Source organism: Rhizobium zaerense (genome assembly GCF_051810725.1).
GTDB classification, from domain to species: Bacteria; Pseudomonadota; Alphaproteobacteria; order Rhizobiales; family Rhizobiaceae; genus Rhizobium; species Rhizobium leguminosarum_I.
In genome coordinates this window covers 446,596-471,742 of record NZ_JBPWQY020000004.1, presented here as the reverse complement: position 1 = coordinate 471,742, position 25,147 = coordinate 446,596, and the positions used below count along the sequence as shown (strand labels likewise).

24 protein-coding genes are annotated in these 25,147 nt (G+C 60.5%); 17 read left to right on the top strand and 7 right to left on the bottom strand.

Features of this window, described 5'->3' with window-relative positions; genetic code table 11:
• Positions 1 to 4: 4 nt before the first annotated feature.
• The 9 genes from ACS4RR_RS30175 to ACS4RR_RS30135 all read left to right on the top strand — a co-directional run bounded on the left by ACS4RR_RS30175 (position 5) and on the right by ACS4RR_RS30135 (position 6,115).
• A complete protein-coding gene (locus ACS4RR_RS30175; RefSeq protein WP_017967322.1) occupies positions 5 to 664 on the top strand; it encodes an amino acid ABC transporter permease in 660 nt (219 codons plus the stop codon).
• A 12-nt stretch (positions 665 to 676) separates the two neighbouring features.
• Positions 677 to 1,447: an amino acid ABC transporter ATP-binding protein gene (locus tag ACS4RR_RS30170; RefSeq protein ID WP_017967321.1), complete on the top strand. Its 771-nt coding sequence runs from the start codon at positions 677 to 679 to the stop codon at positions 1,445 to 1,447.
• Between the two features lie 154 nt (positions 1,448 to 1,601).
• Entirely contained in the window at positions 1,602 to 1,856 is a 255-nt protein-coding gene (locus ACS4RR_RS30165) for a FitA-like ribbon-helix-helix domain-containing protein (protein ID WP_017967320.1), read from the top strand.
• The gene (locus tag ACS4RR_RS30160; RefSeq protein ID WP_017967319.1) at positions 1,853 to 2,278 is read left to right on the top strand and encodes a type II toxin-antitoxin system VapC family toxin; all 426 of its coding nucleotides are present in this window, start codon (positions 1,853 to 1,855) and stop codon (positions 2,276 to 2,278) included. Before ACS4RR_RS30165 ends, ACS4RR_RS30160 begins: the two co-directional genes overlap by 4 nt.
• Before the next feature lie 192 nt (positions 2,279 to 2,470).
• A complete protein-coding gene (locus tag ACS4RR_RS30155) occupies positions 2,471 to 3,214 on the top strand; it encodes a GntR family transcriptional regulator (protein ID WP_456190553.1) in 744 nt (247 codons plus the stop codon).
• Between the two features lie 3 nt (positions 3,215 to 3,217).
• A complete protein-coding gene (locus tag ACS4RR_RS30150; protein ID WP_017967318.1) occupies positions 3,218 to 4,003 on the top strand; it encodes a transporter substrate-binding domain-containing protein in 786 nt (261 codons plus the stop codon).
• 81 nt (positions 4,004 to 4,084) lie between these two features.
• Positions 4,085 to 4,756 carry an amino acid ABC transporter permease gene (locus tag ACS4RR_RS30145; protein ID WP_017967317.1) on the top strand — a complete coding sequence of 224 codons (672 nt, stop codon included), beginning with the start codon at positions 4,085 to 4,087 and terminating at the stop codon, positions 4,754 to 4,756.
• Complete coding sequence (locus ACS4RR_RS30140) at positions 4,753 to 5,412, top strand: amino acid ABC transporter permease (protein ID WP_017967316.1); 660 nt, start codon at positions 4,753 to 4,755, stop codon at positions 5,410 to 5,412. Before ACS4RR_RS30145 ends, ACS4RR_RS30140 begins: the two co-directional genes overlap by 4 nt.
• The gene (locus ACS4RR_RS30135; RefSeq protein ID WP_260111305.1) at positions 5,390 to 6,115 is read left to right on the top strand and encodes an amino acid ABC transporter ATP-binding protein; all 726 of its coding nucleotides are present in this window, start codon (positions 5,390 to 5,392) and stop codon (positions 6,113 to 6,115) included. The genes ACS4RR_RS30140 and ACS4RR_RS30135 overlap by 23 nt, the downstream gene beginning before the upstream one ends.
• Positions 6,116 to 6,566: 451 nt before the next feature.
• Here ACS4RR_RS30135 and ACS4RR_RS30130 read toward each other — a convergent pair whose 3' ends face one another.
• Positions 6,567 to 7,940 carry an ISNCY family transposase gene (locus tag ACS4RR_RS30130; protein WP_456188934.1) on the bottom strand — a complete coding sequence of 458 codons (1,374 nt, stop codon included), beginning with the start codon at positions 7,938 to 7,940 and terminating at the stop codon, positions 6,567 to 6,569.
• Positions 7,941 to 8,497: 557 nt separating this feature from the next.
• Positions 8,498 to 9,457 carry a LysR family transcriptional regulator gene (locus ACS4RR_RS30125; protein WP_017967189.1) on the bottom strand — a complete coding sequence of 320 codons (960 nt, stop codon included), beginning with the start codon at positions 9,455 to 9,457 and terminating at the stop codon, positions 8,498 to 8,500.
• Between the two features lie 107 nt (positions 9,458 to 9,564).
• Here ACS4RR_RS30125 and ACS4RR_RS30120 point away from each other — a divergent pair, with 107 nt between their 5' ends.
• Positions 9,565 to 10,014 carry a cupin domain-containing protein gene (locus ACS4RR_RS30120; protein WP_456190552.1) on the top strand — a complete coding sequence of 150 codons (450 nt, stop codon included), beginning with the start codon at positions 9,565 to 9,567 and terminating at the stop codon, positions 10,012 to 10,014.
• Between the two features lie 219 nt (positions 10,015 to 10,233).
• Here ACS4RR_RS30120 and ACS4RR_RS30115 read toward each other — a convergent pair whose 3' ends face one another.
• Positions 10,234 to 10,578, bottom strand: coding sequence for a YkgJ family cysteine cluster protein (locus ACS4RR_RS30115; protein WP_017967187.1), 345 nt, complete (start codon positions 10,576 to 10,578; stop codon positions 10,234 to 10,236).
• Between the two features lie 136 nt (positions 10,579 to 10,714).
• Positions 10,715 to 11,944 (bottom strand): flavin monoamine oxidase family protein, encoded by a 1,230-nt coding sequence (locus tag ACS4RR_RS30110; protein WP_456190551.1) that lies wholly within the window; start codon positions 11,942 to 11,944, stop codon positions 10,715 to 10,717.
• Between the two features lie 100 nt (positions 11,945 to 12,044).
• On the opposite strand from ACS4RR_RS30110, the gene ACS4RR_RS30105 reads away from it, so the two are divergent.
• Positions 12,045 to 13,586, top strand: coding sequence for a cation:proton antiporter (locus ACS4RR_RS30105; RefSeq protein WP_170259347.1), 1,542 nt, complete (start codon positions 12,045 to 12,047; stop codon positions 13,584 to 13,586).
• Between the two features lie 65 nt (positions 13,587 to 13,651).
• On the opposite strand, the gene ACS4RR_RS30100 is transcribed toward ACS4RR_RS30105, so the two are convergent.
• Entirely contained in the window at positions 13,652 to 14,710 is a 1,059-nt protein-coding gene (locus ACS4RR_RS30100; protein ID WP_170255469.1) for a LacI family DNA-binding transcriptional regulator, read from the bottom strand.
• Positions 14,711 to 14,955: 245 nt separating this feature from the next.
• Between ACS4RR_RS30100 and ACS4RR_RS30095 the strand changes: the two genes are divergently transcribed.
• The 6 genes from ACS4RR_RS30095 to fba all read left to right on the top strand — a co-directional run bounded on the left by ACS4RR_RS30095 (position 14,956) and on the right by fba (position 21,814).
• Positions 14,956 to 15,939, top strand: a complete 984-nt coding sequence (locus ACS4RR_RS30095; protein WP_456190550.1) for an autoinducer 2 ABC transporter substrate-binding protein — start codon at positions 14,956 to 14,958, stop codon at positions 15,937 to 15,939.
• Positions 15,940 to 16,065: 126 nt separating this feature from the next.
• Positions 16,066 to 17,580, top strand: a complete 1,515-nt coding sequence (locus ACS4RR_RS30090; protein ID WP_456190549.1) for a sugar ABC transporter ATP-binding protein — start codon at positions 16,066 to 16,068, stop codon at positions 17,578 to 17,580.
• The gene (locus tag ACS4RR_RS30085) at positions 17,573 to 18,601 is read left to right on the top strand and encodes an ABC transporter permease (RefSeq protein WP_222385944.1); all 1,029 of its coding nucleotides are present in this window, start codon (positions 17,573 to 17,575) and stop codon (positions 18,599 to 18,601) included. Before ACS4RR_RS30090 ends, ACS4RR_RS30085 begins: the two co-directional genes overlap by 8 nt.
• Positions 18,601 to 19,587: an ABC transporter permease gene (locus ACS4RR_RS30080; protein ID WP_170280911.1), complete on the top strand. Its 987-nt coding sequence runs from the start codon at positions 18,601 to 18,603 to the stop codon at positions 19,585 to 19,587. Before ACS4RR_RS30085 ends, ACS4RR_RS30080 begins: the two co-directional genes overlap by 1 nt.
• An 11-nt stretch (positions 19,588 to 19,598) precedes the next feature.
• Positions 19,599 to 20,447: a sugar phosphate isomerase/epimerase family protein gene (locus ACS4RR_RS30075; RefSeq protein ID WP_170280912.1), complete on the top strand. Its 849-nt coding sequence runs from the start codon at positions 19,599 to 19,601 to the stop codon at positions 20,445 to 20,447.
• A gap of 302 nt (positions 20,448 to 20,749) precedes the next feature.
• Complete coding sequence (gene fba / locus ACS4RR_RS30070) at positions 20,750 to 21,814, top strand: class II fructose-bisphosphate aldolase (RefSeq protein WP_170280913.1); 1,065 nt, start codon at positions 20,750 to 20,752, stop codon at positions 21,812 to 21,814.
• Between the two features lie 7 nt (positions 21,815 to 21,821).
• Here the strand turns inward: fba and ACS4RR_RS30065 are convergent, their stop codons facing one another.
• Positions 21,822 to 23,573, bottom strand: coding sequence for a glycerol-3-phosphate dehydrogenase/oxidase (locus ACS4RR_RS30065; protein WP_456190548.1), 1,752 nt, complete (start codon positions 23,571 to 23,573; stop codon positions 21,822 to 21,824).
• 37 nt (positions 23,574 to 23,610) lie between these two features.
• Entirely contained in the window at positions 23,611 to 25,140 is a 1,530-nt protein-coding gene (locus ACS4RR_RS30060; protein WP_456190547.1) for an FGGY-family carbohydrate kinase, read from the bottom strand.
• Between the last annotated feature and the right edge of the window lie 7 nt (positions 25,141 to 25,147).

The window sequence follows — 25,147 nt, the reverse complement described above, 5'->3', positions numbered from 1 at the left end:
CCTGATGTCCCACACTTTTCTCGAACAACTCTGGATCGCCCGATACGTCATCATGAACGGCATCGGCGTGACCGTGTCGATCTCTCTGCTCGCCATCCTCGCGGGTTCCATACTCGGCGTTTTCGTCGGCCTGGCGCTCGTCTATGGCGGCGCTGTTTTGCGTCTGGCCGTGCGCGCCTACACCGATATCATCCGCGGCACGCCGGTGCTCGTGCTGGTGCTGGCGAGCTACTACGTCTCCGCCGCCGTCGGCCTTAATCTCGGGCCGTTCTCGGCCGGCGTGCTTGCCCTTGCCATCTTCTGCTCTTCCCATGTCGGCGAAATCGTGCGCGGAGCACTTCAGGCGATCCCGAAGGGGCAGACCGAAGCCGCCAAGGCGATCGGCCTGACCTTTACCCAGACCTTCACCTCGGTGCTGTGGCCACAGGCCATGCGCCAGTGCCTGCCGGCCTGGGTGAATACGGCGGCCGAGATGGTCAAAGCCTCGACGCTGCTCTCCGTTATCGGCGTCGCGGAGCTTCTCCTGCGCACGCAAGAAATCATCTCCCGCAATTTCATGAGCCTCCAGTTCTATTTCTTGGCCGGCGGTCTCTACTTCATCGTCAACTACGGCATCGAGCACTTCGGCAAATATGTCGAGCGCAAGACCGCCCTGCCGTCCTGAGGAGATCATCCAATGGCCAAGACCATTCTCGACATCCAGGGTCTGCGCAAGACTTACGGCATTCACGAAGTCCTCAAGGGCGTCGATTGCGCCGTGCAGGAAGGCGAAGTCATTTCCATCATCGGCTCGTCCGGTTCCGGGAAGACCACCTTGCTGCGCTGCATCAACATGCTTGAGGAATTCCAGGGCGGCACGATCAGCCTTGACGGCGAGGAGATCGGCTATCGCGTCGAAGGGACAGCGCGGCGCCGCAAGAGCGAGAAAGAGATTGCACGCCAACGCGCGTTGACCGGCATGGCGTTTCAGCAGTTCAATCTTTTTCCGCATATGAGTGCCGCTGAAAACGTCATGCTCGGCCTCGTCAAGGTGAAGAAGATGACCAAGCCGGACGCCCGCGCCATTGCGGAAAAATGGCTCGATCGTGTCGGCCTTTCCGCCCGCTCGAACCATTATCCAGGACAGCTTTCCGGCGGCCAGCAGCAGCGCGTCGCGATTGCCCGCGCCATCGCCATGTCGCCGAGGCTGATGCTGTTCGACGAAGTGACCTCTGCGCTCGACCCGGAACTGGTGGGCGAAGTGCTCCAGGTCATCAAGGGGCTTGCGGCCGACGGCATGACCATGCTGCTGGTTACGCACGAGATGCGATTTGCCTACGACGTTTCGTCACGAGTCATCTTCATGAACCAAGGCGTCATCTGCGAAGAGGGCGATCCGAAGGACATGTTCGTGCATCCGAAGACCGAGCGGCTGGCGGAATTCCTCAAAACCTCGAGTTTCAATTAGGCGAAAAAAGAAATCCATGACGATCACAAGTTACGGTGGGCGCAGCTCCCCTAACCACTGTTTGGCTTACGATCGCATGGCAAGCGCACATTGAATGTGATGGCAAATCCATTATATTGCTAGCATCGCTATCATGTTCCACAAGGTTGCCATCATGCCCGCAGTCACAATCAGAAACCTGTCCGAGGCGACGCACCGTGCTCTCAAGGTGCGTGCGGCTCATCACGGGCGCAGCGCCGAAGCGGAAATGCGCGAAATCCTCGAGGCTGCCGTCCGTCCGGAAACGCGGCTGCATCTTGGCAGCGCGCTCGCCGAACGGAGTCGTCGCCTCGGGTTGACAAATGAGGACCTTGCCGTTCTGGACCAAGCTCGCGACGCATTGCCTGCAAAGCCGTTGAGCTTTGAATGATTATCCTTGATACGAACGTCGTTTCCGAGGCGATGAAACCCGCGCCCGACGAAACCGTGAAATTCTGGCTCGATGAGCAGGCAGCCGAAACCCTCTTCCTTTCTAGCGTCACGATCGCCGAGCTGATGTTTGGAATCGGCGCCCTCCCGGCTGGCAAACGCAAGGAAAGGCTCTCCGACGCGTTGGACGGTCTGATGGAACTCTTCGAACGCCGTATTTTGGCTTTCGACATTACAGCGGCACGGCGCTATGCCGATCTCGCGGTCAAGGCCCGAGCTGCTGGCAGAGGATTTCCCACTCCGGACGGCTATATCGCCGCTATCGCGGCATCGAAAGGGTTCGCCGTAGCCACGCGCGATACAAGTGCTTTCGACGCTGCAGGTGTTGAAGTGATCAATCCCTGGGCGGCTTCGACCGCATAAGGTCGTTCGGCCAGTAAGAACAAGCCGCCACGAGTGGTTCGACGCTGGTCTGCGTTTGCAAGGCGTGGCAGGCACGCGCTCAATTTACGCTCAGTCTGCATTCGCAGCGTGCGAATTCAAGGGGAGGGATCCGAGACATCTTGGAAATCCTGAACGCAGAATTTTGGCACGCGCTTTGCTTTCCTGTCTTGTATGCAAGATAGCCACACATCTGAGAGCACGCAGAAGACCATTGAGGAGACGATCGTCTCCGGGATTCTTTCAGCCAAAATTCGGCCTGGGACGCGTCTTGGTGAAAACCAGTTGGCAACGCTCTTCAGCGTGTCTCGAACCCGCGTTCGTGAAGCCATGATGCGCCTGGAAACACGCGGCATCGTGCATGTCAGTCCAAGACGAGGCTGGTTTGTTGTCGAGCCGTCCGCAGAAGAGGCGATCGCGGTCTATGAGGCACGGCGCGTCATCGAGGCCGGATTGCTGCGCAGCATGCGGGCTCTGACAGACGAGGGGCGCAAAGCTCTCGACCTGCATTTGAACGAGGAGAAAAGCGCAATGGCTGCGGGCGATCGACAGCGCCTGACCTATTTGATGGGTGATTTCCACATCCGCATCGCCGAATCGAGTGGGAACGCCATCATCGTCGATATCCTCCGCGATCTCACCGCGAGGACGATCCTCATCTCGATGCTCTATCAGTCTGAATTTCATGCAGCACAGTCTCATGACGGGCATTGCCGCATCTTCGAGGCCATGCAAGCGGGCGATTTCGTCAGGGCTGCGGAGCTCTCTGTCGAACATCTGGACGAAGTGGAAACGGGGCTCGACCTCACCACACGCCCGGACCCGCTCTCGGAACTGCGCAGTTCCCTGTCACTTCCTCCCAAGACCGTGTCCCCAACCCCCGGACCCAAAAAACCACAACTTCAAAGGAGCAATTAAAACATGCTGACAAGACGAGTCATCTTCGCCATCGCGACCCTGGCTGCAACCTTCGGTTTCAGCTCCGCGTCTTACGCCGATGCTCTCGCCGACATCACGGCGCGCGGCACTCTGCGTGTCGCCGTCCCGCAGGATTTCCCGCCCTTTGGCAGCGTCGGTACCGATATGGCGCCTATGGGTTACGATATCGATGTGGCCAATCTCATTGCCGAAAAACTGGGCGTCAAGACCGAACTCGTGCCGGTCACCAGCGCCAACCGCGTTCCTTATCTGCAGACGAATAAGGTCGATCTGGTCATATCAAGCCTCGGCAAGAATGCGGATCGCGAAAAGGTGATCGATTTCACCACGGCCTATGCCCCCTTCTTCAATGGCGTGTTCGCGCCCGCCGATCTTTCGATCGCCAAGGTGGAAGATCTCGCGGGAAAGAGCATCGGCGTTACGCGCGGCGCTGTCGAAGATCTCGAGTTGACGAAGATCGCGCCGGCCGACGCGACGATCAAGCGCTACGAGGACAACAACGGCACCATCTCGGCCTTCCTCTCCGGCCAGGTCGACACCATCGCGACCGGCAACGTTGTGGCTGCTGCGATCCTCGCCAAAAATCCCCCGAAGCGGCCTGAGATGAAGTTCCTCATCAAGAACTCGCCCTGCTATATCGGTCTCAACAAGGAACAGGCAGCTCTTCTGGAGAAGGTGAACGGCATTATCGCTGCGGCCAAAACCGATGGCGCGCTGGACGCCATATCACAGAAGTGGCTTGGCGCCGGTCTCCCGTCGGATCTCTAAGGGACTCGGTCTCACGGACGTCATCCCGCGCCTGCGCGCGGGATGACGTGACGATCCGTCACCGCAAGAGGGGACAATTCCTTGAGTTACCATTTCGAATTCGGCTGGCTGCTTGAATATTATCCTGAGATCGTCAAGGGCATACTGATCACCCTGGAGCTTATCGCTATCGGCGGAGTGCTCGGCATTTCGCTCGGCATCTTCTGTGCCTGGGTGCGTGCACTCGGCCCGGCCTGGCTGAAGCCTGTCATTGCGACTTATGTCGAGCTGATCCGCAACACGCCGTTCCTGATCCAGCTCTTTTTCATCTTTTTCGGTCTGCCGTCGCTCGGTCTCAAGCTTTCCGAACTGACGGCCGCTAACCTCGCGATGGTCGTCAACCTCGGCGCCTATAGCTGCGAGATTATCCGCGCCGGCATCCAGGCAACTCCGAAGGGTCAGTTCGAAGCGGGCGAGAGCCTTGCCATGACGCGCTTCGAAACCTTCCGGCATGTCGTTCTCGTGCCGTCGCTGCAGCGCATCTGGCCGGCGCTGTCGTCGCAAGTCGTCATCGTCATGCTCGGCTCATCGGTGGTGTCGCAGATCGCCGCAGAGGATCTGACCTTTGCTGCGAACTTCATACAATCGCGAACCTTCCGCGCCTTCGAGGCCTACATCGTCTCGACATCAATCTATCTCGTGCTGGCGATCCTGCTCCGGCAGGTGCTGGCGGTAGTCGGCGGGTTCATTTTCCCAAGGAGAGCGGCGCGATGATCGAGTTCACACTCTGGGACATCCTGCGCAACCTGCTGCTCGCCACCCGCTGGACGATCCTGCTTTCGCTCGTCTCCTTCATCGGCGGCGGCGCGGTCGGACTGGGGTTGCTCTTCTTGCGCATCAGCAAGCGCAAGTCATTCAGGACGGTCGCAAAATACTATATCGAGCTCTTCCAAGGCACACCGCTGCTGATGCAGCTCTTCATTGCGTTTTTCGGTCTCGGCCTCTTCGGGATAGATGTGCCGGCCTGGCTTGCTGCGGGATTGGCGCTCACCCTGTGGAGCGCCGCCTTCCTCGCCGAAATATGGCGAGGCTGCGTCGAAGCGGTCGTGAGGGGTCAATGGGAAGCTTCCGCCAGCCTCGGCATGGGCCGGTTGCAGCAGATGCGCTATGTCATCCTTCCGCAGGCGCTGAGGGTCGCGATACCACCCACGGTCGGCTTCTCCGTTCAAATCGTCAAGGGTACGGCGCTGACCTCGATCATCGGTTTCGTTGAATTGTCGAAAGCCGGCACGGTGGTCACCAATGCCACCTTCCAGCCCTTCACCGTCTACGGGCTCGTCGCCCTCATCTACTTCGCCCTTTGCTGGCCTTTGTCGAAAAGCAGCCAGATCCTGGAAAGGAAGCTCAATGTCGCTCATCGAAATCACTGAAGTCCGCAAGAGCTTCGGCACCACCGAGGTGCTGAAAGGCATCAATCTCGACGTGAAGGCTGGTGAAGTCATCGCTATTATCGGCAAGAGCGGTTCAGGCAAATCGACCCTGCTTCGCTGCATCAACGGCCTGGAGACCATCACCGATGGCTCCATCTCCGTGGCCGGCGCGCAGCTCCTTGATGACGAAGTGCATCTGAAGGCACTGCGCCTCAAGGTCGGCATGATCTTTCAGCAGTTCAACCTCTTCCCGCACCTGACCGTCGGCGGCAACGTCATGCTGTCGCAGACCGTGGTCAGAAAGACCCCGAAAGCCGAAGCCGAGGCTACCGCCCGCAAGATGCTGGAGCGGGTAGGGCTGGGCCACAGGTTCGACGCCTATCCCGACGAGCTCTCGGGCGGCCAGCAGCAGCGCGTCGCTATCGCCCGCGCGCTGGCCATGCAGCCGACAGCACTTCTCTGCGACGAGATCACCTCGGCGCTCGATCCGGAACTGGTCGCCGAAGTTCTCGCCGTCGTGCGCGAGCTTGCGGCCGAGGGAATGACGCTCCTGATGGTAACGCACGAGATGAAGTTCGCCCGCGATGTCTGCAGCCGTGTCGTCTTCATGCACCAGGGCCGCGTTCACGAAATAGGCCCGCCGGAGGAAGTCTTCGCCAATCCTCATACTGCGGAGCTGAAGCAGTTTCTCGGCGTCAGCTAGAATATCCGTGCGTTTTCCATCTGGACAACGCTCAGGCGTTCGTCACGGATCTTCTGGATGACTTCGAGGCGATGCAACTCTTTCTGCGACATGGTGATCATAAAGGACATGACGACTCCGACCGCTCATGGTCTCGACCAGGCTGAAGATCGTCATCCTTGCTCCCAACGTTGGCGTTGACCAGTGCGTCGAGAGGCGAGACTGTCGCATCTCTAACTGGCCCAACTGTCGCATTACTAAATAGCCCTTACTGTGGCGGCAGGATTGAAATGTCCGCCGTTGCGCAAAGTTAAAATGTCACTTTGGGCGCGGTGTCAGCCATTTAGAAATGCGACAGCCGAGCGCCGCCGACCAGCCCCCGACCGGACCGGCTGGACCGGGTTGCAAGGGAAGGGAGGGGGCGGGTGAGATGCTCCCCTTCGGCTTTAGCTTTGACAATTGGAGCAGCCAGTCATTCCGCCGCATCGAGGTCAGAGAGCGCTTGTCGCCGTCGGGCAATGACGGCGGGATCGTTCATGAAATCCTTCCGGCGTCCGGGCCCACGAGCACGCGGCACATAGCCGTTCTTCTCGCTGTTGGTCTTCACCTTCGGCGTTGGCAACTGATCCTGCCGCTCCTTGATGTAGGCCAGCACATCGCCGAGCCGCTTGTTCTCGGTGATCGCCGCATGCGTCACCCGCTGGTCCTTGTCGAACGTCCTGTAGGGCAGGGAATGCCCCTTCCACCGGACATCCAAGCGACCATCCGCATAGGCATAGGTCTCGACATAGCGACCAGCCAAACCACGCGTCACCTCGGTCTCCTCCAGCATGATCCGCTTGCGTTCAAACGAAAACGTCAACTGCGCCCCGACATAACGCTGCTCACGCTTGCACAGAATGTCCTTCAGCCGGTCCGACGCAAGATTCATCGGCCGATGCAGATTATCGGGCCGGGTAGGGACAATCGCAAATCGCGCATTGTAGCGCTCGATGAAACCGGACAGGAAAGCGTTGCCGTCGTCCATGCCGGAAATCCCCGCCAGCCGCAGTTCTTTGACCAGCCGATCCTGCAGCGTCCGGTTCATCCGCTCGACGCGACCTTTCGCCTGGCTCGAATTTGCGCAAAGAATCTCGATGTTTAGCTCACAAAGCGCCCGCCCGAACTGGGTCATGCCCTGGCCGCCCTTGGCATCCTTCTTCGCCACCCGGAACACCGAATGCTTGTCGGAATAGAAGGCGATTGGGGCGCCGTGATGCTTCAGATAAAGCGCCAGCGCCTCAAAGTAGCTGAAGGCGCTTTCCGAGCGCACAAAGCGCAACTGCATCAGCTTGCCCGTCGCATCGTCGACGAACACCAGCAGCGAGCATGGGTCGCCGCGATCCTCGAACCAGCGATGTTCGGACCCGTCGATCTGCACGAGTTCGCCATAAGCCTCGCGGCGCAGCCGCGGCTGATGAAACGTCCGGCGCTGCTTGCGCGACAGCCAAAGCCCAGCCTCCGTCATCCATTGCCGCAGCGTCTCACGCGACACCGTCAGCCCATCGAGCTCGGCAAGCTTCTCGGCGGCCAGCGTCGGACCGAAGTCGGCATAGCATTCGCGAACCAACGTCACGGCGTAATCGCGAACCCCGTCACTGATCCGATTATTCGACGGCCGGCCGATCGCTTTGTGCCGGATCGACGCCGCACCACCCGTGTTGATCCGCTCCAGCAGACGACGCACCTGGCGCGTACTCAGATCAAGCACATGTGCCGCCGACACCATCGTCATCCGGCCGGCGATCACTTTCGATAGAATCTCGATCCGTTGCAGGTCGCGCTCGCTCATCGTAATCAGTCCCATCCGCAATCTCCCAGGTCATCAAACCCGGGGAGAGTGACATTCCAACTTTGCAGAAACAGGACGCTTCAACTTTGCGGCTACACTTACATGTGGCATAACCTAGTTTATGGAACTGTGCCGGCGCGGAGCCTCATACTGTTGACACCGACGCATACGGCTGCCTCCACTCGAACTGTTTGCGGAAGGTTCACAAGTCGCGTAGTGCACAGCGTCGGGGGCCGTTGACGGACGCTGGTTTCCCGTCACATCAAGGGAAGACCAATTTTGTCCGGTTTGCACTCACTTCGGCGAGCTCTATGCCCTTATCAGCGGTCTTCGCAGATTAGGGCATTGGAGAAACGGAGCGTCGCCAATAATTGCCCCGATCCGTCACGTATCTCCATGCGCGGGGCAGAGATGACCCCTTGCAGCCTCAGCGATGAGTTCGCGATTATCGGCAAGCGCCTCCCTCCTCGCTTGCAGCAGGTTGCAGCCGCGCGAAATCCGACGTTCAAGTAAGCCTCGATATGTAATGGAGCATGGGCACGTTCTTTGCCGATCGACGCGGGAAAGCACCGTCAGCGCGCTTCATTTGGCAGGGACTGCTCGCCGACATTAAGTGGCAGCAATATCTCGGCGATCAGGTTCCGAATCCAACGATGGGCGGGGTTGCCTGTCGCGCGCTTGTGCCACACGCCGACGATGAGGGCCGGCGGAAGCGGCATGGGAGCGTTATAGAGGGAGAGCCCGAAAAGATCCGCCAAGCGCTCTGCCAATTGTCGAGGGACGAGTGCAATATGATCACTCTCGCTCACAGCTCGGCAGACGCCGAAGAAAACAGGAACCGTCATGACCACCTTCCGAGTTCGTCCGATCTTGGCCAGTGCCGCATCACCCATGGCTTTTGTTTTTCCTTCAGGCGAGAAGAGGATGTGCCCGAGATCGCAAAAAAGATCGATCGGCAAGGTTGCGCCAGATTTTATTCCGGCTGCTTCGATTGCTGCGTTTCCTTTTCGGGCGATAGTTATGAAGGACGACCGGAATTGCGCATGTCGGTCGATCCAGTCTGGAAATTCTGCATCAGGAATGAGAGCCATGTCGGCTTCATACCGCTCAAGAGAGTCGATGTAGCTGTTTGGGACGAGGTCGACCAATTGCACCCGAATACCCGGAGCACGTTGGTGAATCTCACGCGCCAGCCGCGGCATCAGCATCTCCGCAAAGAAATCGCTTCCTGCAAGCTTGAAAGTGAGGCTGGCGCTACCGGGATCAAAAGAGGTGCCACTGAACAGCGCCTCCATCCTGTCGAGCGTCTCACGAAGAGGCATGGCTAAACCTCTTGCATAATCCGTCGGGCGCAAACCTTGGCCATGACGGACGAACAGCTGATCATCGAGCGCATGACGCAGTCTTGAAAGTGCGCCGGAAACCGCTGACTGAGACATTCCCAGTTTCTCACCGGCCTTCACAGTCGACCCTTCCCGCAACAAGGCGTCGAGCACACGTACAAGATTGAGATCAAAGGTCGCGAAATTCATTTCACCGATAGTTTCTATATGATCAAACGATTTTCTTAATAATGGATCGGATGGTAAAAACTACAACACGAAAGCGCTTCCGTTTCATCCCAACCGAGGAGGAAACGATGATTGATCTACTGGAATGTCCCGATACCATTGAATGGCTCGGTGTTTCTTACCGACCTATTCTGACGAATGCAGCAACTGGCGGAGCGATGTCCATCGTCGACAGCCTGTCTCCCGTCGGAAGCGGGCCGCCGCGACACATCCATGAAAGAGAGGACGAGACCTTCGTCCTTCTCTCCGGCTTGTGCGAGTTCTGGGTGGAAGGCGAGAGGTTCACGAAGAAGGCCGGCGAAACTGTCTTCGTGCCACGCGGAATGGAGCACACCTTCAGGGTTATCGGCGGCATGCCTTCGCGCCATCTGGTGATCCTGACGCCGGGGGGATCTGAAGATTTTTTTGCCGATATGGCGGCAGGCAAGTTCCAGATTCCGCAGGACATGGATCGCATCGCAGAATCTGCCCGCAGGCACCACCTTCGTTTCACTGGGCCGCCGCTTGGCAACGACTAGCCATTATAACCAGACGGTTCGATCGCCTGCAAACACCCGGCGACACTCAGCGCGTTAGCCTTGAGGTTTGGAGAATCCACAGTTCCCGTATGTCGCTGATCACAGGCGTTTTCGCGCCTAGGAGCAGAAACCTATGGGACTGGAGGTGGCGGACTCTTTTTAACTCGCTCATCCTGTCTCGGCGCCGCCGTGTCCAACCCGCGGAGTCGAGGTGACATCTCAGTTGACTGGCAAACGCGCATCGAAGTGGCCGGGCGACAAACTTGACTGACCGATCCCGAAGAACTCGCGGGCGGTCAAGCAAGCGCCATCGCCTGGGACGCAGGCGCGGCAGACGTCAGGCCGAAGATCGTATACCTGACAGGATGTCTCTGAACCGACGCGACCGACCAGAGCGGAGCAACGCGCACCGTCGCAACGCATTCCCTGCTCGTTTGCGGCTACGAGGTGCGCCGGCAGCAAATCGAGAGCAGCTTCCGTTTCGGTGGAAAATCTGGGCCAGCTCGGCGAATAGGAGCAGCAGGCTCCGCAGCTTCGGCAATCGAAATCGATCAGTGATGTCATGACCCGCTCCTACCACACAAGCTGCCAATGATAAAGCTGCAGGCTAACCGCTTCCCTTGGAGCGAGGGCATCCATTTCACCCTCGTCCTGACGTTAGGCGGTGAAATTCGACCTTAAGGGGTCAGTGGCCGGGATATCACGAGGGTGGTAGAACAGCCGCAGCCTGGTCGGCGGCCCGCAAGCCGCTTTCCCATGCGCCATGCGCGGTCGAAAAGTCGGACTGGTGCGTCGCCTCGCCGGCGAAAAACAGCCGGTCGCCGACCGGGCGCGCCAGGACTGCGCGTGCGTCGGCATGGCCGGGCAAAGCATGGCTATAGGAGCCGCCTATCCAATCGGTACGACACCAGGAAGAGGCTGCCAGGGGCCGCAGGTGGCGGCGGATGTTGCTGCCGAGCAGCGATGACAGCTGGTCGAGTGCGAAGGCAAATGCCTCCACCAAACCCGCGCGCTCGATGACGACAGCGCCGTTTCCGCCGAAGAAGCCTTCGATGATCGGCCGGCCGAACGGCCGGATATAATAGCTGCCGGTCTCGGCATTCTGCGGGTCGCCAAGCAGATGGGTTTCCGGCTCGAGACCATGATTACCATGGAGTTCCAAAAACAGCTTGTCTGCGAGGCCAAGCGGCAGCCGACTTGCGGCATGGAGGTGATCGTCGGCCTCCGGGTCGAAGATAATGGCTCCGCGGGCCAGAACGGTGGTCGATGCGGTGATGATCACGGTACGTGACGTGACAGGACCGCGGTCGGTCTCCAATTGGACGCCGTTCGCGGTCAATGTCACGCGTCGTACGGGCGTCGAAAGGTGCAGGGCCACGTTCGGAACGGCCGCGCTGATCAGACTTCCATAGCCTTCATGCACCCGCCAATTGGCATCGGTCGCCGTATCGTCATAGGCAAGAAAGTCGGTGACCGACAGCAGATCGAGCGGCACGCCGTTCATATATCCGCTGAGGGACTGGCAGTAGGCGTTCCATTTGCCATCTGGCTCCAGGGCGTCCGACGCCCTGTCGCTGGCGGGGGGATTAGCCCGCATCCGCTCCTCAAGAGCGGTCCATGCCGCCGCCGCGGCCGCGCGCTCCTCCTGCGTGAAGCCGAGATCGCGCCACTGGCTTTGCCACGCCGTCGGCCCGCGCTCGATGTTGAACCCGGCGGCACGGCCGATAGCGACGAGAGGATTGCGCTCGGCAGAATGCAGCCAGCCACACCCCATATCCAGCGGCATTCCGGCCAATTCGATTGTCCAGGCTCGTCCGCCAACGCGATTGCTGGCCTCCACGATGATGACCGAGCGGCCGGAATCGGCCAGCCCTTTTGCTGCTGCTATGCCGGCCGCGCCAGCGCCGACAATCGCAACCTCGTAGTCCATGATCGCCCTCCGCCGCTGCATCAGCAGCTTGATACGACACAAGTTTTACATCGGGGCCGCACCCGCTTCAATGTGCTCGAAAGCCTGCTAGTATGCTGAAATGACGTTCTTCGAAACACTCGTTGCATTGCTGGCGGTTGCCATCTTGTTGCTGCAGGTGACGCGTCGCACGCGCCTGCCCTACCCCGGCATCCTAGCTGCCGCCGGCGTCGCGGTGGCGATGCTGCCCGGCGCACCCACGATCCCCATCGATCCGCCGACGGCGCTTGCCCTATTCATCGCCCCCGTCCTGGTCGACTCGGCTTATGATTTCCCGGTGGGTGCGGCCCGGCGCATGCTGGTGCCGCTGTTCTTCTATGCTGTTGTTGCGGTTCTCGTCACGACAGGCGTGGTGGTGTCGATCAGCATGCTGACAGTCGGGCTTCCGATTGCGGTTGCGGTCACACTCGGCGCAATCGTTGCACCGCCTGATGCCGCAGCCGCCACGGCGGTCCTTTCCAATTTGCCCATCGCGCGCCGTGTGGATGCCCTGCTCAAGGGAGAAAGCCTGTTCAACGATGCAACCGCACTGCTGCTTTTCGGGGCCGCGCTCACGGTCCAGGCGCGGGGTGGGCTGGATGCCGGGACGGTGCTTCAGGTAGGATTCGCTGCACCTGGAGGGATCCTGTTCGGCATCGTCTTCGGCTTTTTCGTCTCGCGGCTTCGACCGATAACCGAAAATACGGTTGGTGGGACCCTGCTTCAGTTCGTCTACGCTTTTTCGACCTGGCTGATCGCCGAGCATCTGCACCTGTCGGCTGTCCTTGCCACGGTAGCGAGCGCAATGACCATCGCCGCCCTCTCTTCGGTCGAGGATTCGCCACGGATGCGGGTGCATTCCTTCGCGGTCTGGACGACGGTCGTCTTCCTGCTGAATGTGGTGGCTTTCCTGCTGATGGGGCTGCAGGCGCGCCGCATCCTTGCGATGATGTCGACTGAAGAGCTTCAGCGGGCGATGGGATTTGCCGCCATCGTGGTGGTCGGCGTCATCCTGGCGCGAATGGCGATGGCGTTCCTGCTTCACGCCGTCGTCGCGTCTCGCCACCGAAGCGGCCATGAATTGGCGCCTTTCACATCCGGAGAAACCTTGCTGGTGGGTTGGGCCGGTATGCGCGGCCTCGTTACGCTGGCGACGGCTTTCGCTCTCCCTGCCGATTTTCCGGAACGGGACCTGGTCGTGCTCACGGCCTTCACGGTGGTGCTCGCAACCCTGGTCATTCAGGGGGCGACCCTAGCACCGATGATCCATTTCCTGAAGCTCGGTCGGCAGGCAGAGGTCCGCGATGAACTTAGGGCTGCCCGAAAATCGCTCGCAGAAGCGGCCTTTCAGCGGCTTGAGAAGGAAGACGGTACTGAGGCCGAAGCAATCCGGACGATCTGCAAGGATCATTGGGCCGCATCAAACGATGCAAACAAGACCTCGCCGCTCGATCGCCGCCGTCACCTGACGATCGCTGCCGTTCTCGCCCAGCGCCAGCGCCTCGAGGAATTGCGCGACACAGACCAGATTGGCGCGACGCAATATCTCGAGCTGCAGGAAGACCTCGACTGGAAGCAGCTTTCCGTCGGCTCCGATGAGGATCGCCGCATCACAGAAAGCTAGATCCGATAAGGCGGTTGTCGACACGCTGCTTCGTCAGACCTGCGTTTCCGATGAGGCAGGACGCATCACTCGATATCTTTCAGCGCATCGAGCGGGCCGGTCAGTGCAGTGCGGGGTGGAACGAGCGTCGGCCGCACCAGATGCGTGATTGGCGGGCGGCGGTCTGCATCGAGGATCGCAAACCCCTTAGTGATCATCGCCTCGCTGTCCTGCCGGATCATGAAGACGGGGAAAGGGAGGAAAGAGCCGAACGGGTCGTAGTCATAGCAGCCGACGATGATATCGGCGAAGGTCTCGTGCGGGTGCAGCGCGAGGAAGCGCATCAGCCCTTCGAGATTGATCGAGGAATTAACGAAGAATGCGCGCGGCAGCTTTCCGTGGCCTTCGTAGAAGGCTTCGAAGGCACGTGCCGTCGTGGCGGGGGAATAGCCGGTCGGCTGTATGCAGACGTTGGGATCCGCGCCCAGCAATGCGCGCTTTACGTCGCGGAAACCGCGAATTCGCTCATGGCTGGCATGGTCGTTGCGGCCGCCGAACAGGTACAGATCGTCGGGTGAAAGTGGGCCATCCTCCTGCGCGCGCTCGATGATCGCCTGTGTCAGCATGCGCGCGCCTTCATAATTGTCGCTGATGATCGACGGCGCCAGCGTGCCCGGCAGATCGATGTTGACGTGCTTCAGCCCTGCCTTTTCGCAAACCTTGTGCACCCCATCCGGATCGGTTGCACCGGCGATGAAAAGCTCGTCGATCGAATAGGAGATCAGCGTCTCGACGACCTTGCGCTCCTCCTCCGGATCGCGACAGGCACTGACGACAAGGGGACACTGGCCGCGACTTCTGACCTGTGCCTCGAAAGATTGCGCCATGGAGGAGAAATAGCGGTTGTCGTGCACCGGCAGCAGAAGACCGACGAGGCCGGAGCGGGACGAACGCAGGCCGCGGGCCTGCAGATTTGCCGTATATCCGTGCTCGTTCGCGAGGTTCTGAATGAGCTGGGCCGTCGCCTCCTTGATACGCCTCTTGCGCCAGCTTCCGTTCAATACGGCGCTTACGGTGGAAGCCGACGCTCCCGATAGGATCGAGAGATCGTAGATCGTCGCCTTTTTCTTGCTGATGTCTGCCATATCTCGCCTTTTCCGCTGTCGTTCCCTTAGAAACAGACCCCTCTTGACGAAAGCCATACCTTGATCGATAGTTATTGCACCATCGATTGTGCAAAAAAGAAAGATCGATTGCGCAAAAATGGTTCGCCGGAGGAGGCGGGACGGGAGGCAAGGGTATTCCCTCGCCGTGAAGCAACCAGGAACAACCTGCCGCAACGCGGCCGGTGGTCGTCGTTCGCCATGAGCGACCTTGAGGAGGAGTGAAGATGAGGAGACTTATCGTAGCGGCATTTGCCGCATCGCTGACGCTTGCCGGGGCGGTAGTCGCGCTTGCGCAGGACGCGCCGAAGGTCGGCATTGTCGTCAAGATCGGCGGCATTCCCTGGTTCAATGCGATGGAAGCCGGCATCAAGGAACAGGGCAAAAAACTCGGCGTCGATGCCTTCATGATCGGCCCGACCAGCGCCGACCCGGCGCTGCAGGTGCGCGCCATCGAAGACCTGATCGCCCAGGGCGTCAAGGTCATCGGTGTGGTTCCGAACGATGCCAAGGTTCTCGAGCCCGTGCTCACCAAAGCACAGGCCGCCGGCATCAAGGTCATTACGCATGAATCGCCCTCGCAAAAGGGCGCCGACTGGAATTTCGAACTCGCATCGGCCACCGGTTTTGGTGAGGCGCACGGCAAGCTGCTCGCCGAAAAGATGGGCGGCAAGGGCGAATATGCCGTCTTCGTCGGCTCGCTCACTGTGCCCCTGCACAATGCCTGGGCGGACGCCGCAATCGCCTATATCAAGGCGAATTATCCGGACATGAAACTTATCGGCGATCGTTATGGTGTTGCAGAAGATGTCGACAAAAGCCGCTCGACGGCGCTTGATCTCATCGCTGCCCATCCAGATCTGAAAGGCTTCCTCGCCTTCGGCAGCCAAGGTCCGATCGGCGCCGGGCGCGCTATCGAGGAACGCCGCAAGACGGGCAAGATCTTCGTGCTCGGCCCGTTCTCGCCAGGCCAGGGCCAGAAGTTGATCAAATCAGGCGCGATATCGGGCGGCTTTATGTGGAATCCGAAGCAGGCCGGCGAAGTCTTCGTCACGCTCGCCGATCGCCTGATCAAGGGCGAAAGCATCAAGGAAGGTGATGATATCCCGGGTCTCGGCGTGATCAAGCCGGTCGGCAATAACATCATCGTCGATCAACTGCTGCCGATCAACAAGGATACGGTCGACGACCTGGCCGCAATGGGCCTCTGATGAGGCCCCCTCCCCGGGTGTCGGGCCGGTCGACATGGACCGGCCCGACGTTCGGGAAAACGAGCGGTATCCGGCCATGGCTGGACCATTGACCTTTGATGGCATTCGACTGGACAGGCAACCGGCATGAGCATGGCAACGGATGATGGCGTGAAGGCCCAGCCGCTTCTTTCGCTTCGCGGCATCAACATGACATTCGGCGGTGTGAAGGCACTGAAAAACGTCTCCTTCGAAGTCTTGCCTGGCGAGGTGCATTGCTTGGCCGGCGAGAATGGTTCCGGCAAGAGCACCCTTATCAAGGTGATCTCCGGCGTCTATCGGCCTGCAGACGGCGCCGAGATCATCTTCGACGGCGAGACGATATCCCACATGACGCCTGCCATGGCCCAGTCCCGCGGCATCCAGATCATCTGGCAGGACCTCGCACTCTTTCCGGAAATGAGCGTGGCTGAGAATATTGCCTTCCAGACCCTTTCCGGTTCGCGCCCGCGCTTCGTCAACTATGCTGCGATCCGCAGGACAGCCGAGGACGCGCTCGCCCGGCTTCGCGTCACCCTCGACGTCGACAGACCTCTCAAGGACTTCGCCATCGCGCAGCGTCAGATCGTTGCCATCGCCCGCGCGCTGATTGGAGAGGCCCGGATCGTCTTCATGGACGAGCCGACCGCCTCGCTCACCCAATCGGAGACCGATCATCTCCTGGCGATCGTGCGCACGCTGTCGGCTTCAGGTGTTGCCGTGGTCTTCGTCAGCCATCGTCTTGCGGAAGTGCTGGAAATCTCCTCGCGCATCACGGTGCTGCGCGATGGCGCGCTGGTCGGGGTCTATCCGGTGGAGGGCATGACCCAGTCTAAGATCACCGAGCTGATGACCGGGCGCACCTTCGACCAGAATATTCGTGCCCGCGACCTATCGCAGAACCCGGTCCTGCTTTCTGTCAGCAAGCTTTCACGGCCCGGCGAGTTCGAGGACATCTCCTTTGATCTGCGCCGTGGAGAGACGCTGGGGATCACCGGCCTGCTCGGCTCCGGGCGCACCGAACTTGCGCTGACGCTGTTCGGCATGCGCCGGTCCGCAGCCGGCACGATTATGCTGGAGGGGCGGCCGGTGCGCTTTGCCTCCAACCGCGAGGCGATTGCCGCAGGCGTCGCCTATCTCTCCGAAGACCGCCTTTCGCTCGGTCTCAACCAGCCGCAATCCATCGCCGACAATCTGGTCATGGCATCGCTCAACCGCATCCTGAGCGGTCGGCTCATTTCGATGGAAAAGAAGCGCTCGCTGGTCGCGCGCTGGATCGCCGATCTCGGCGTCAGGATCGGCAAGCAGGACGATGCGATCTCGACGCTTTCGGGCGGCAACCAGCAGCGCGTCGCGATCGCCAAATGGCTCGCCACCGATCCCAAGGTGTTGATCCTCGATGCGCCCACCGTCGGCGTCGATGTCGGCGCGCGCGCCGGCATTTTCGAAATTGTTGCCCGGCTTGCCGAGGCGGGGCTTGCGATCATGCTGATTTCAGACGAGGTGCCGGAGGTCTATTTCAACGCCGATCGGATCATCCATATGGAAAAGGGCCGTATCGCCGGCTGGCACGATCCGCGCGCGACCACACTGAAGGACCTGGAGGCGGCGGTCTATGCGTAAGCTGTTCCTGTCCCATACGACCGAATTCATGCTGTTTGCCGTCATCATCGCGATGAGCCTTGTCCTGGCTTTTACGACCGACCGTTTCTTCACGCTCGGCAATGTCTTCGACCTGCTCAATATCAGCGCGGTCAACATCATTTTTGCCGTCGGCCTGCTCGTGGTGCTGATATCAGGCGGGATCGACATCTCCTTCGCCGTCGCAGCCTCGATCGTACAATATGTCACCGCACTTGCGCTCGAGCGGATCGGCGGGGGTGGATGGCTATCCGGCTTCCTGATTGCGGCCGGCATCGGCATCGTGCTCGGCATGATCAACGCCTTCCTGATCCATCGCTTCCGCATCATCTCGATCGTCGCGACGATCGCCACCTTCAACGTCTATTTCGGCCTGCTGATGTTCTTCACCAAGGGCGTGTCGATTTATAATCTGCCGGACTGGCTGACGAGCCGCGTCATCATCTACGAGCGCGAAATGGCCGATGGGAGCTGGGCTGAGATCACGTTGCCGGTTGTCGTCATGGCCGTCTGCGCGCTCGCCACCTGGCTCTTCATTACGCGCACGACGACCGGCCGGCAGCTCTATGCCTTCGGCGACAATCCGGAAGGCGCGCGCCGCTTCGGCATCAATATCGGCGCCATGCAGTTCATCGCCTTCGGCTGGCTTGGGTTGATGGCGGGCATCGCCGGTCTCATGCAGGCCCATTATGCGCAGGAGGTCGTGCCGAACGCCCTTTATGGCCGCGAACTCGATGTCCTGGCTGCAGTGGTGCTCGGCGGGGCGCGGCTGGGCGGCGGCAAAGGCTCCGTGCTCGGTTGCGTGCTGGGCGTGCTGCTCGTCTCGATCACCCAGAACGGCCTCAACCTGATGGGCGTCTCGCCCTTCGCCTTCAAGATGATTGTCGGCGCGATCATCCTCGTTGCGATCACCTTGTCGAGCGCCCGCATCGGCAATCTGGTGCCGGTGTTTACGACCCGCAAATCGACCGATGACAGGTCTGCACACAGCGGAGGGAGCTGATGAACGCACTCGCCGCCCGCTTCAACGCCCTCTTCGGGCCCGACATGGCCGGTCCCCTCGCCGCGCTGGCGGTCGTGCTCATCATCTTCGGTTTCGCCTCGCCGCATTTCCTGACGGGCGCGACCTTCGGATCGGTCGCCTTTCAGCTTCCCGAGCTTGGCGTTCTGACCCTTGCCATGCTGATGCCGATCCTCACCGGCGGCCTCAACCTTGCGATCACCTTCACCGCCAACATTGCCGGCCTGACGCTCGCCTGGACGCTGCAGGCCAATGGCGGCATCGATGCCGGCCCGGGCGCCTTCCTCCTCGGCTCGGCTCTGGCGCTCGCCGTCGGCGCGGCAAGCGGCCTGGTCATGGGCCTTGTCATCGCCTTTTCCCGCGCCCATCCGATCCTCGTTTCACTGTCGATGATGATCTTCCTGCGCGGCCTCGGCGAGTTCCTGACGCGCGGCGGCGATATCTCAGGCTTCCCCACCTTCATCGCTCCGATTGGCCACGGCAGCATCCTCGGCATCCCGGTCCCGTTGTTGATCCTGGTCGCCTGCGTGATCGCCAGCCACATTCTGCTCTCGCGCTCCAAGCTCGGCTTTTCCACCTATATGATCGGCTCCAATATCGAGTCTGCCCGCTATTCCGGCATCAACACCCGCAAGGTCCTGGTGCTGGTCTACATGCTCTCCGGCGTGATGGCAGCGGTTGCCGGCATCATCATGCTTGCGCGCTTCAATTCGGTGCGCGTCGGCCACGGCGAGGCCTACCTGCTGATCACCGTGCTTGCCTGCTTCCTCGGCGGCATCAATCCCTTCGGCGGCTTCGGCCGCGTCCTGCCGGTCTTCGTCGCGCTCATCGTGCTGCAGCTTCTCTCTTCGGGGCTCAACCTGCTCGGTGCCAACCAGCACCTCACCACTGCCGTCTGGGGTATCCTGCTCATCGTCGTGATGGTGCTGCGGTGGCTCTCGGCCAAGTTCATCAGAATCGTGAAATAGGAGATACCACCATGGAAGGTTTCGGCGTTCACACCAGTATGTGGACCATGAACTGGGACCGCGCAGGGGCCGAGAAGGCGATTGCCGGAGCCGTGCACTACAAGATGGATTTCATCGAGATCGCGCTGCTCAACGCGCCTGCCGTCGATGCCAAACACACCCGCGACCTGCTTGAAAAAAACAAGCTGCGCGCCGTCTGCTCGCTCGGCCTGCCGGAAAATGCCTGGGCTTCCGTCCGCCCGGATGCAGCGATCGAGCACCTGAGGGTGGCGATCGAAAAGACCGCGGAAATGAGCGCCGAGGCGCTCTCGGGCGTCATCTTCGGCGGTATCGGCGAACGCACCGGCTTGCCGCCAACTGAGGGCGAATATGACAACATTGCCAAGGTGCTCGACGCGGCGGCAAAGCATGCGAAGAAGCACGGCATCCAGCTCGGCGTCGAGGCGGTGAACCGCTACGAGAATCACCTGATCAACTCGGCGCAGCAAGCCGTCGACATGGTGGAGCGTGTCGGTGCGGATAACATCTTCGTCCACCTCGATACCTACCATATGAATATCGAGGAGAAGGGTGCGGCAAACGGCATCCTGATCGCCCGCGATCACCTGAAGTACATCCATCTTTCGGAAAGCGACCGCGGCACGCCGGGCTACGGCAACATCCCCTGGGATGTGATCTATGCCGCTCTCGCCGCAATCGGCTTCAAGGGCGGACTTGCCATGGAAAGCTTCATCAACATGCCGGCCGAGGTCGCCTATGGCCTGGCCGTCTGGCGCCCCGTTGCGCGCGATATGGAAGAGGTCATGGACAAAGGCCTCCCTTTCCTGCGCAATAAGGCGGAACAATACGGCCTCATCTGACCCGGTTTGCCCGATATTCTGGATTCAGCGGCCGCAGGGGTGTTTGGCTGAAGAGTTCACCGGCAAGGGCATGGCGCGCGCTCTCTTCAGCACATGCACTGATTTTCATTCGGATCGTGCATGCGGAACTGACTGTCAAGGAATATCATACTGTTTGTGATATTGTTATTATTGCTTGTTACATTCCTCCTCCTATGCCATTTTGCCCATTGAAATTAGACGCTTGAACGGCTGGCGCCCGGGCTCTAGTTTCGAGGAGATGGCGGCATTTCGTTCGACCATCGATATGGGGGAAATCTTGGATGGCACGCATTACGCTGAGGCAACTGCTGGACCATGCTGCGGAGGAAGGTTACGGCGTTCCCGCTTTCAACATCAACAATATGGAACAGGCGCTCGCCATCATGGAAGCCGCTGACGCGTGTCAGGCGCCGGTTATCATGCAGGCGTCGCGCGGAGCACGCGCCTACGCCCATGACATCATGCTGAAGCACATGATGGATGCCGTCGTCGAAATCTATCCGCATATTCCGGTCTGCGTGCATCTCGACCATGGCAACGATCCCTCCAACTGCATGACGGCGATCCAGGCGGGTTTCACCTCGGTGATGATGGATGGCTCACTGAAAGCGGACGCCAAGACGCCCGCCGACTGGGCCTATAATGTCGGCGTCACCAAGATGGTGACTGAGATGGCGCATTTCGGTGGAATCTCGGTGGAAGGCGAACTCGGCGTTCTCGGTTCTCTCGAGACCGGCATGGGTGAGGCCGAGGACGGCCACGGCGCCGAGGGCAAGCTTTCGCATGACCAGTTGCTGACCGATCCGGACGAAGCCGTGAAGTTCGTGCGCGAAACCAAGGTCGATGCGCTCGCGATCGCGATGGGCACATCGCATGGCGCCTACAAGTTCACCCGCAAGCCGGACGGTTCGGTGCTGGCGATGAACGTCATCGAAGAAATTCACCGTAAGCTCCCGAACACGCATCTCGTCATGCATGGCTCCTCCTCGGTCCCGATCGAATTGCAGGAGATCATCAACAAATATGGTGGCCAGATGAAGCCGACATGGGGAGTGCCGGTCGAAGAAATCCAGCGCGGCATCAAGAACGGCGTGCGCAAGGTCAACATCGATACCGACGGTAGAATGGCGATGACCGGCCAGATTCGCCGCGTGCTGCAGGAGGACCCGAGCGAGTTCGACCCGCGCAAATATTTGAAGCCGGCGATGGCGGCGCTGACCAAGCTCTGCAAGGAGCGCTTCGAACAGTTCGGCACTGCCGGCATGGCCGGCCGCATCACGCCCCTTCCCGTTTCGGAAATGGCGAAGCGTTACAAGTCCGGTTCTCTCGATCCGGCTTTCTCCTGAAACTGGGTTAGCCGGAGGCCGGGCGTGCGGCCTTTTCCGGCTCGACGGCGGCAGGCCCGCCTGTCAGTGCTTGGCCGTGGAAGCGGCTCAGCTGGCTGACAACGTCCTCGATTTCGCTTGCCGTTCGTTCGGCATTCCAATTGAGTGCTGCCCCGGCAACGCCGGCGATTTCCCGCAGGCCTTCCAGCGTCAACCGGCCCTCGATCGCGAGCGTCGTGCGGCGCATTACGATGTCCGACAGATGGACGACGAGTTCGTTCCGGGCGATCCAGTCGATCTCTCGGAAACTGTAACGCGGCGCACCCGTCAGGCGCTGTTCGTCGGAATAGCTTGAAGGGGAAGAAAGCAGTGCCTCAGCCGTCGTGCCGTAGCGGCCGAGCAGTTCGTCGGCTCGCTCGGCAACAACGCCGCTGCGCGACGCGGTATCCATGATCCAGGCGTTGCGCTGCTTGGCATCAGCCGGAAAGGCCTTGCCGCCGCCGATCGCCAGGTAACGTGTCGACTGGCTGCGGCTGCGCTGCAGCCGGGAGAGAACGGTGTCGGCGACCTCTTCCGCAAAGCCGCGGAACGTCGTCCACTTGCCTCCGACCAGCGAAATGATCGGAAACGGTCTGCCGTTCTCTGGCTCCTTCACCGGCGCGGAGTGGTCGCGGCTGATCAGCCCCGGTGCGGTCGCATCCGATGCCGGCAGCGGGCGGATGCCGCTATAGCTGTAAACGATCTGATCGCGATCGAAGCGGAGCGTCGGCAGCAGCGAGCGGATGCTTTCGAGGAAATACTCCGTTTCGGGCTCCTCGCAGGAGACATTGTCAGGATCATTCGCCCGAATATCGGTCGACCCGACCAGCGCCAGCCCGAGATACTCGTAGACCAGGCAGATGCGGCCATCGTCGGCCTCGAAATAGATCATATGGCCGTTGAGGCTTCGCACCAATTCGGGATGGTCAAGCAGGATATGGGATCCCTTGGTGCCACCGATCAGCCGCGATGGAGCGCCGAGCAAAGTGTTGACCTGATCGATCCAGGGACCTGCCGCATTGACGACCAGCTTGGGAGCGACGCTGAACTCGCGGCCATCGGGCTGACGGAAGGTCAAACGCCCTTCTGAAACGGCAGCCAGTGTCGCGAAATTTGCCGCGAGGCTCCTCGCATTCGCATCAAGACCATCACGCACGAGCTCATAGACGAGCCGTTCCGGCCTGCTGATCTTGGCATCGTAATAGATGCCGCCGGCGACGATGGCGGGGGTAATATGCGGCATCTCCCTGCGCGCCTGTTTCTTCAGGATCAGCCGGTGGCGCGGCATAACCTGGTCGCGTGAACCGAAGAAGTCGTAGAGCCGAAGCCCGATCTTGATGAGAACCGCGCCACGGCTGCGTGGCGCCGTCTTCGACCCGAAGAGCGTCCGGATCGCTGCCCAGATGCCGCGCGTCCAGGAAAAGACCGGAATGAAGGTCGGCAGCGGCTCGACGCAATGTGGCGCGTTCTTGAGCAGGAGATTGCGCTCAAGCGTCGACTGCGCCACCAGTCCGAATTCGCCCGTTTCCAGATATTTCAGGCCGCCGTGGATGAGCCGCGATGGTGCGGCGCTCGTGCCGGAGCCAAGGTCGGCCTTGTCGACGATCAGGCAATTGACACCCTGCAGCGAGAGGTCGCGAAACAGGCCGGCGCCGTTGATGCCCGCCCCGATGATCAAAACGTCGATGTCGTTCTCACCGAGATTCGAGAAGCGCTGCTGTAAATCGGGGGTCATGCTCATCGTCCTAAATCGCCCGTCGCGGCAGGCATTTGTCTTTTCAGTTTGCCGATTGCTCCGGCGCAAGCGCGGCAATCCTAGGCCAAAGAGGGATCATCGCGTCGGCAATATCGCGGAATACCCGGTAACGCATTTCATAATCCGCGCTGCGCGCTGCATCCGGCCGGCAAGTCTTCGCAATGGAGGCGGTGTCGCGCGGATCGCTCTGCGGATCGGCGAAGATACCCACGCCCGACCCGGCACAAAGCGCAGCACCCCAGGCGGCCGCCTCATCCGTCTCGGTTACCGTCACCGGCATGCCAAGCACATCGGCAAACATCTGGACGACGGCAGGATTGCGCGAGACGCCACCGGCGAGCCGCGCCTGATCGAAGGCAAAGCCGTCGCGAAGCGCGTCGACATGGATGCGATGATTGAAGGCGATACCCTCGAGCACGGCGCGCAGCATGTCACCGCGGTCGTGCCATCCACCGAGCCCGAAGAAGCCGGCGCTGGCGGCTGCGCCATAAGGCGAGCCGAACAGATAGGGATGGAAGAGCGCCGTCGAGGGGCGCTCGAAGGCGGCGTCGATCTCGGGCGCCAGCAGGGCGTGGATCGAGTTGCCTTGCACCTCGCCATTCTTCCGTTCGGCAGCGCAGAGCGCGTCCAGAAACCAGTCGTAATTGGCTGTCGATGCCGGCGAGATCGACATGCTGTTCCAGATGCCGGGCGCAATCCCGTTGCGGCAGAACCAGCGCCGGTCGACACGTGGTTCCGACGAAAGCGTTTCGTTGATCGAATAGGTCCCGGCAATGACCGCGACAACGCCTTCGGCATAGCCCCCTGCCCCGAGCGCCGAGGCCGTGACGTCGTGCAGACCGGCAACGACAGGCGTTCCTTCGGCAAGGCCCGTCAGCTGCGCAGCTTCACGAGTCACACGTCCGACGATCTGGTCGGAGCGCGAGGCCGGTGGCAGGGCGTGGACGAGATCCTGCAATCCGAACAGCCGCAGGGCGTCCTTGCTGTAGTTCTGCGTTTTGACATTGGTGAAGGAGGTGCTGGCTTCGGTGCGGTCCGTACCGATGATCCCCGTCAGGCAGAACCGCAGCCAGTCCTTGCAGCTGATGAAATGGCCGATGCGCTTATAGCGCTCAGGCTCCATGTCGCGGATCCAGGCAAGCAAGGCCGATGGCGCGGAGACGTGCGGGATCTGCCCGGTCAGTTCGATCACCAGGTCGGCGACATCGCTCTGCGTCCACCGGTCGACGATCGCTCCTGCCCGGCTGTCCAGCGAGAGAATGGCACGGCCGAGCGGCTTTTGGGCGCGATCGAGCAGGTAGATGCCGTCTCCATGCGCGGTAGCGGCAATACCCTCTATGTCGCTTGCCGGCCGTCCGCTCAGCGAAATCGCTTCGCGGATGGCATCGGCCGTCGCGTTCCACAATTCATCCATGTCGCGCTCGATATGGCGAGGCTTCGGAATGAACTGCGTGACGCGGCGACGCGCGGCTGCAAGCGGCGTGCCGTCGATATCGAAGATGACCGCCTTGGTGACGGTCAAACCGCTATCGATCCCGAGCAGTGTCGGCATTCACGTT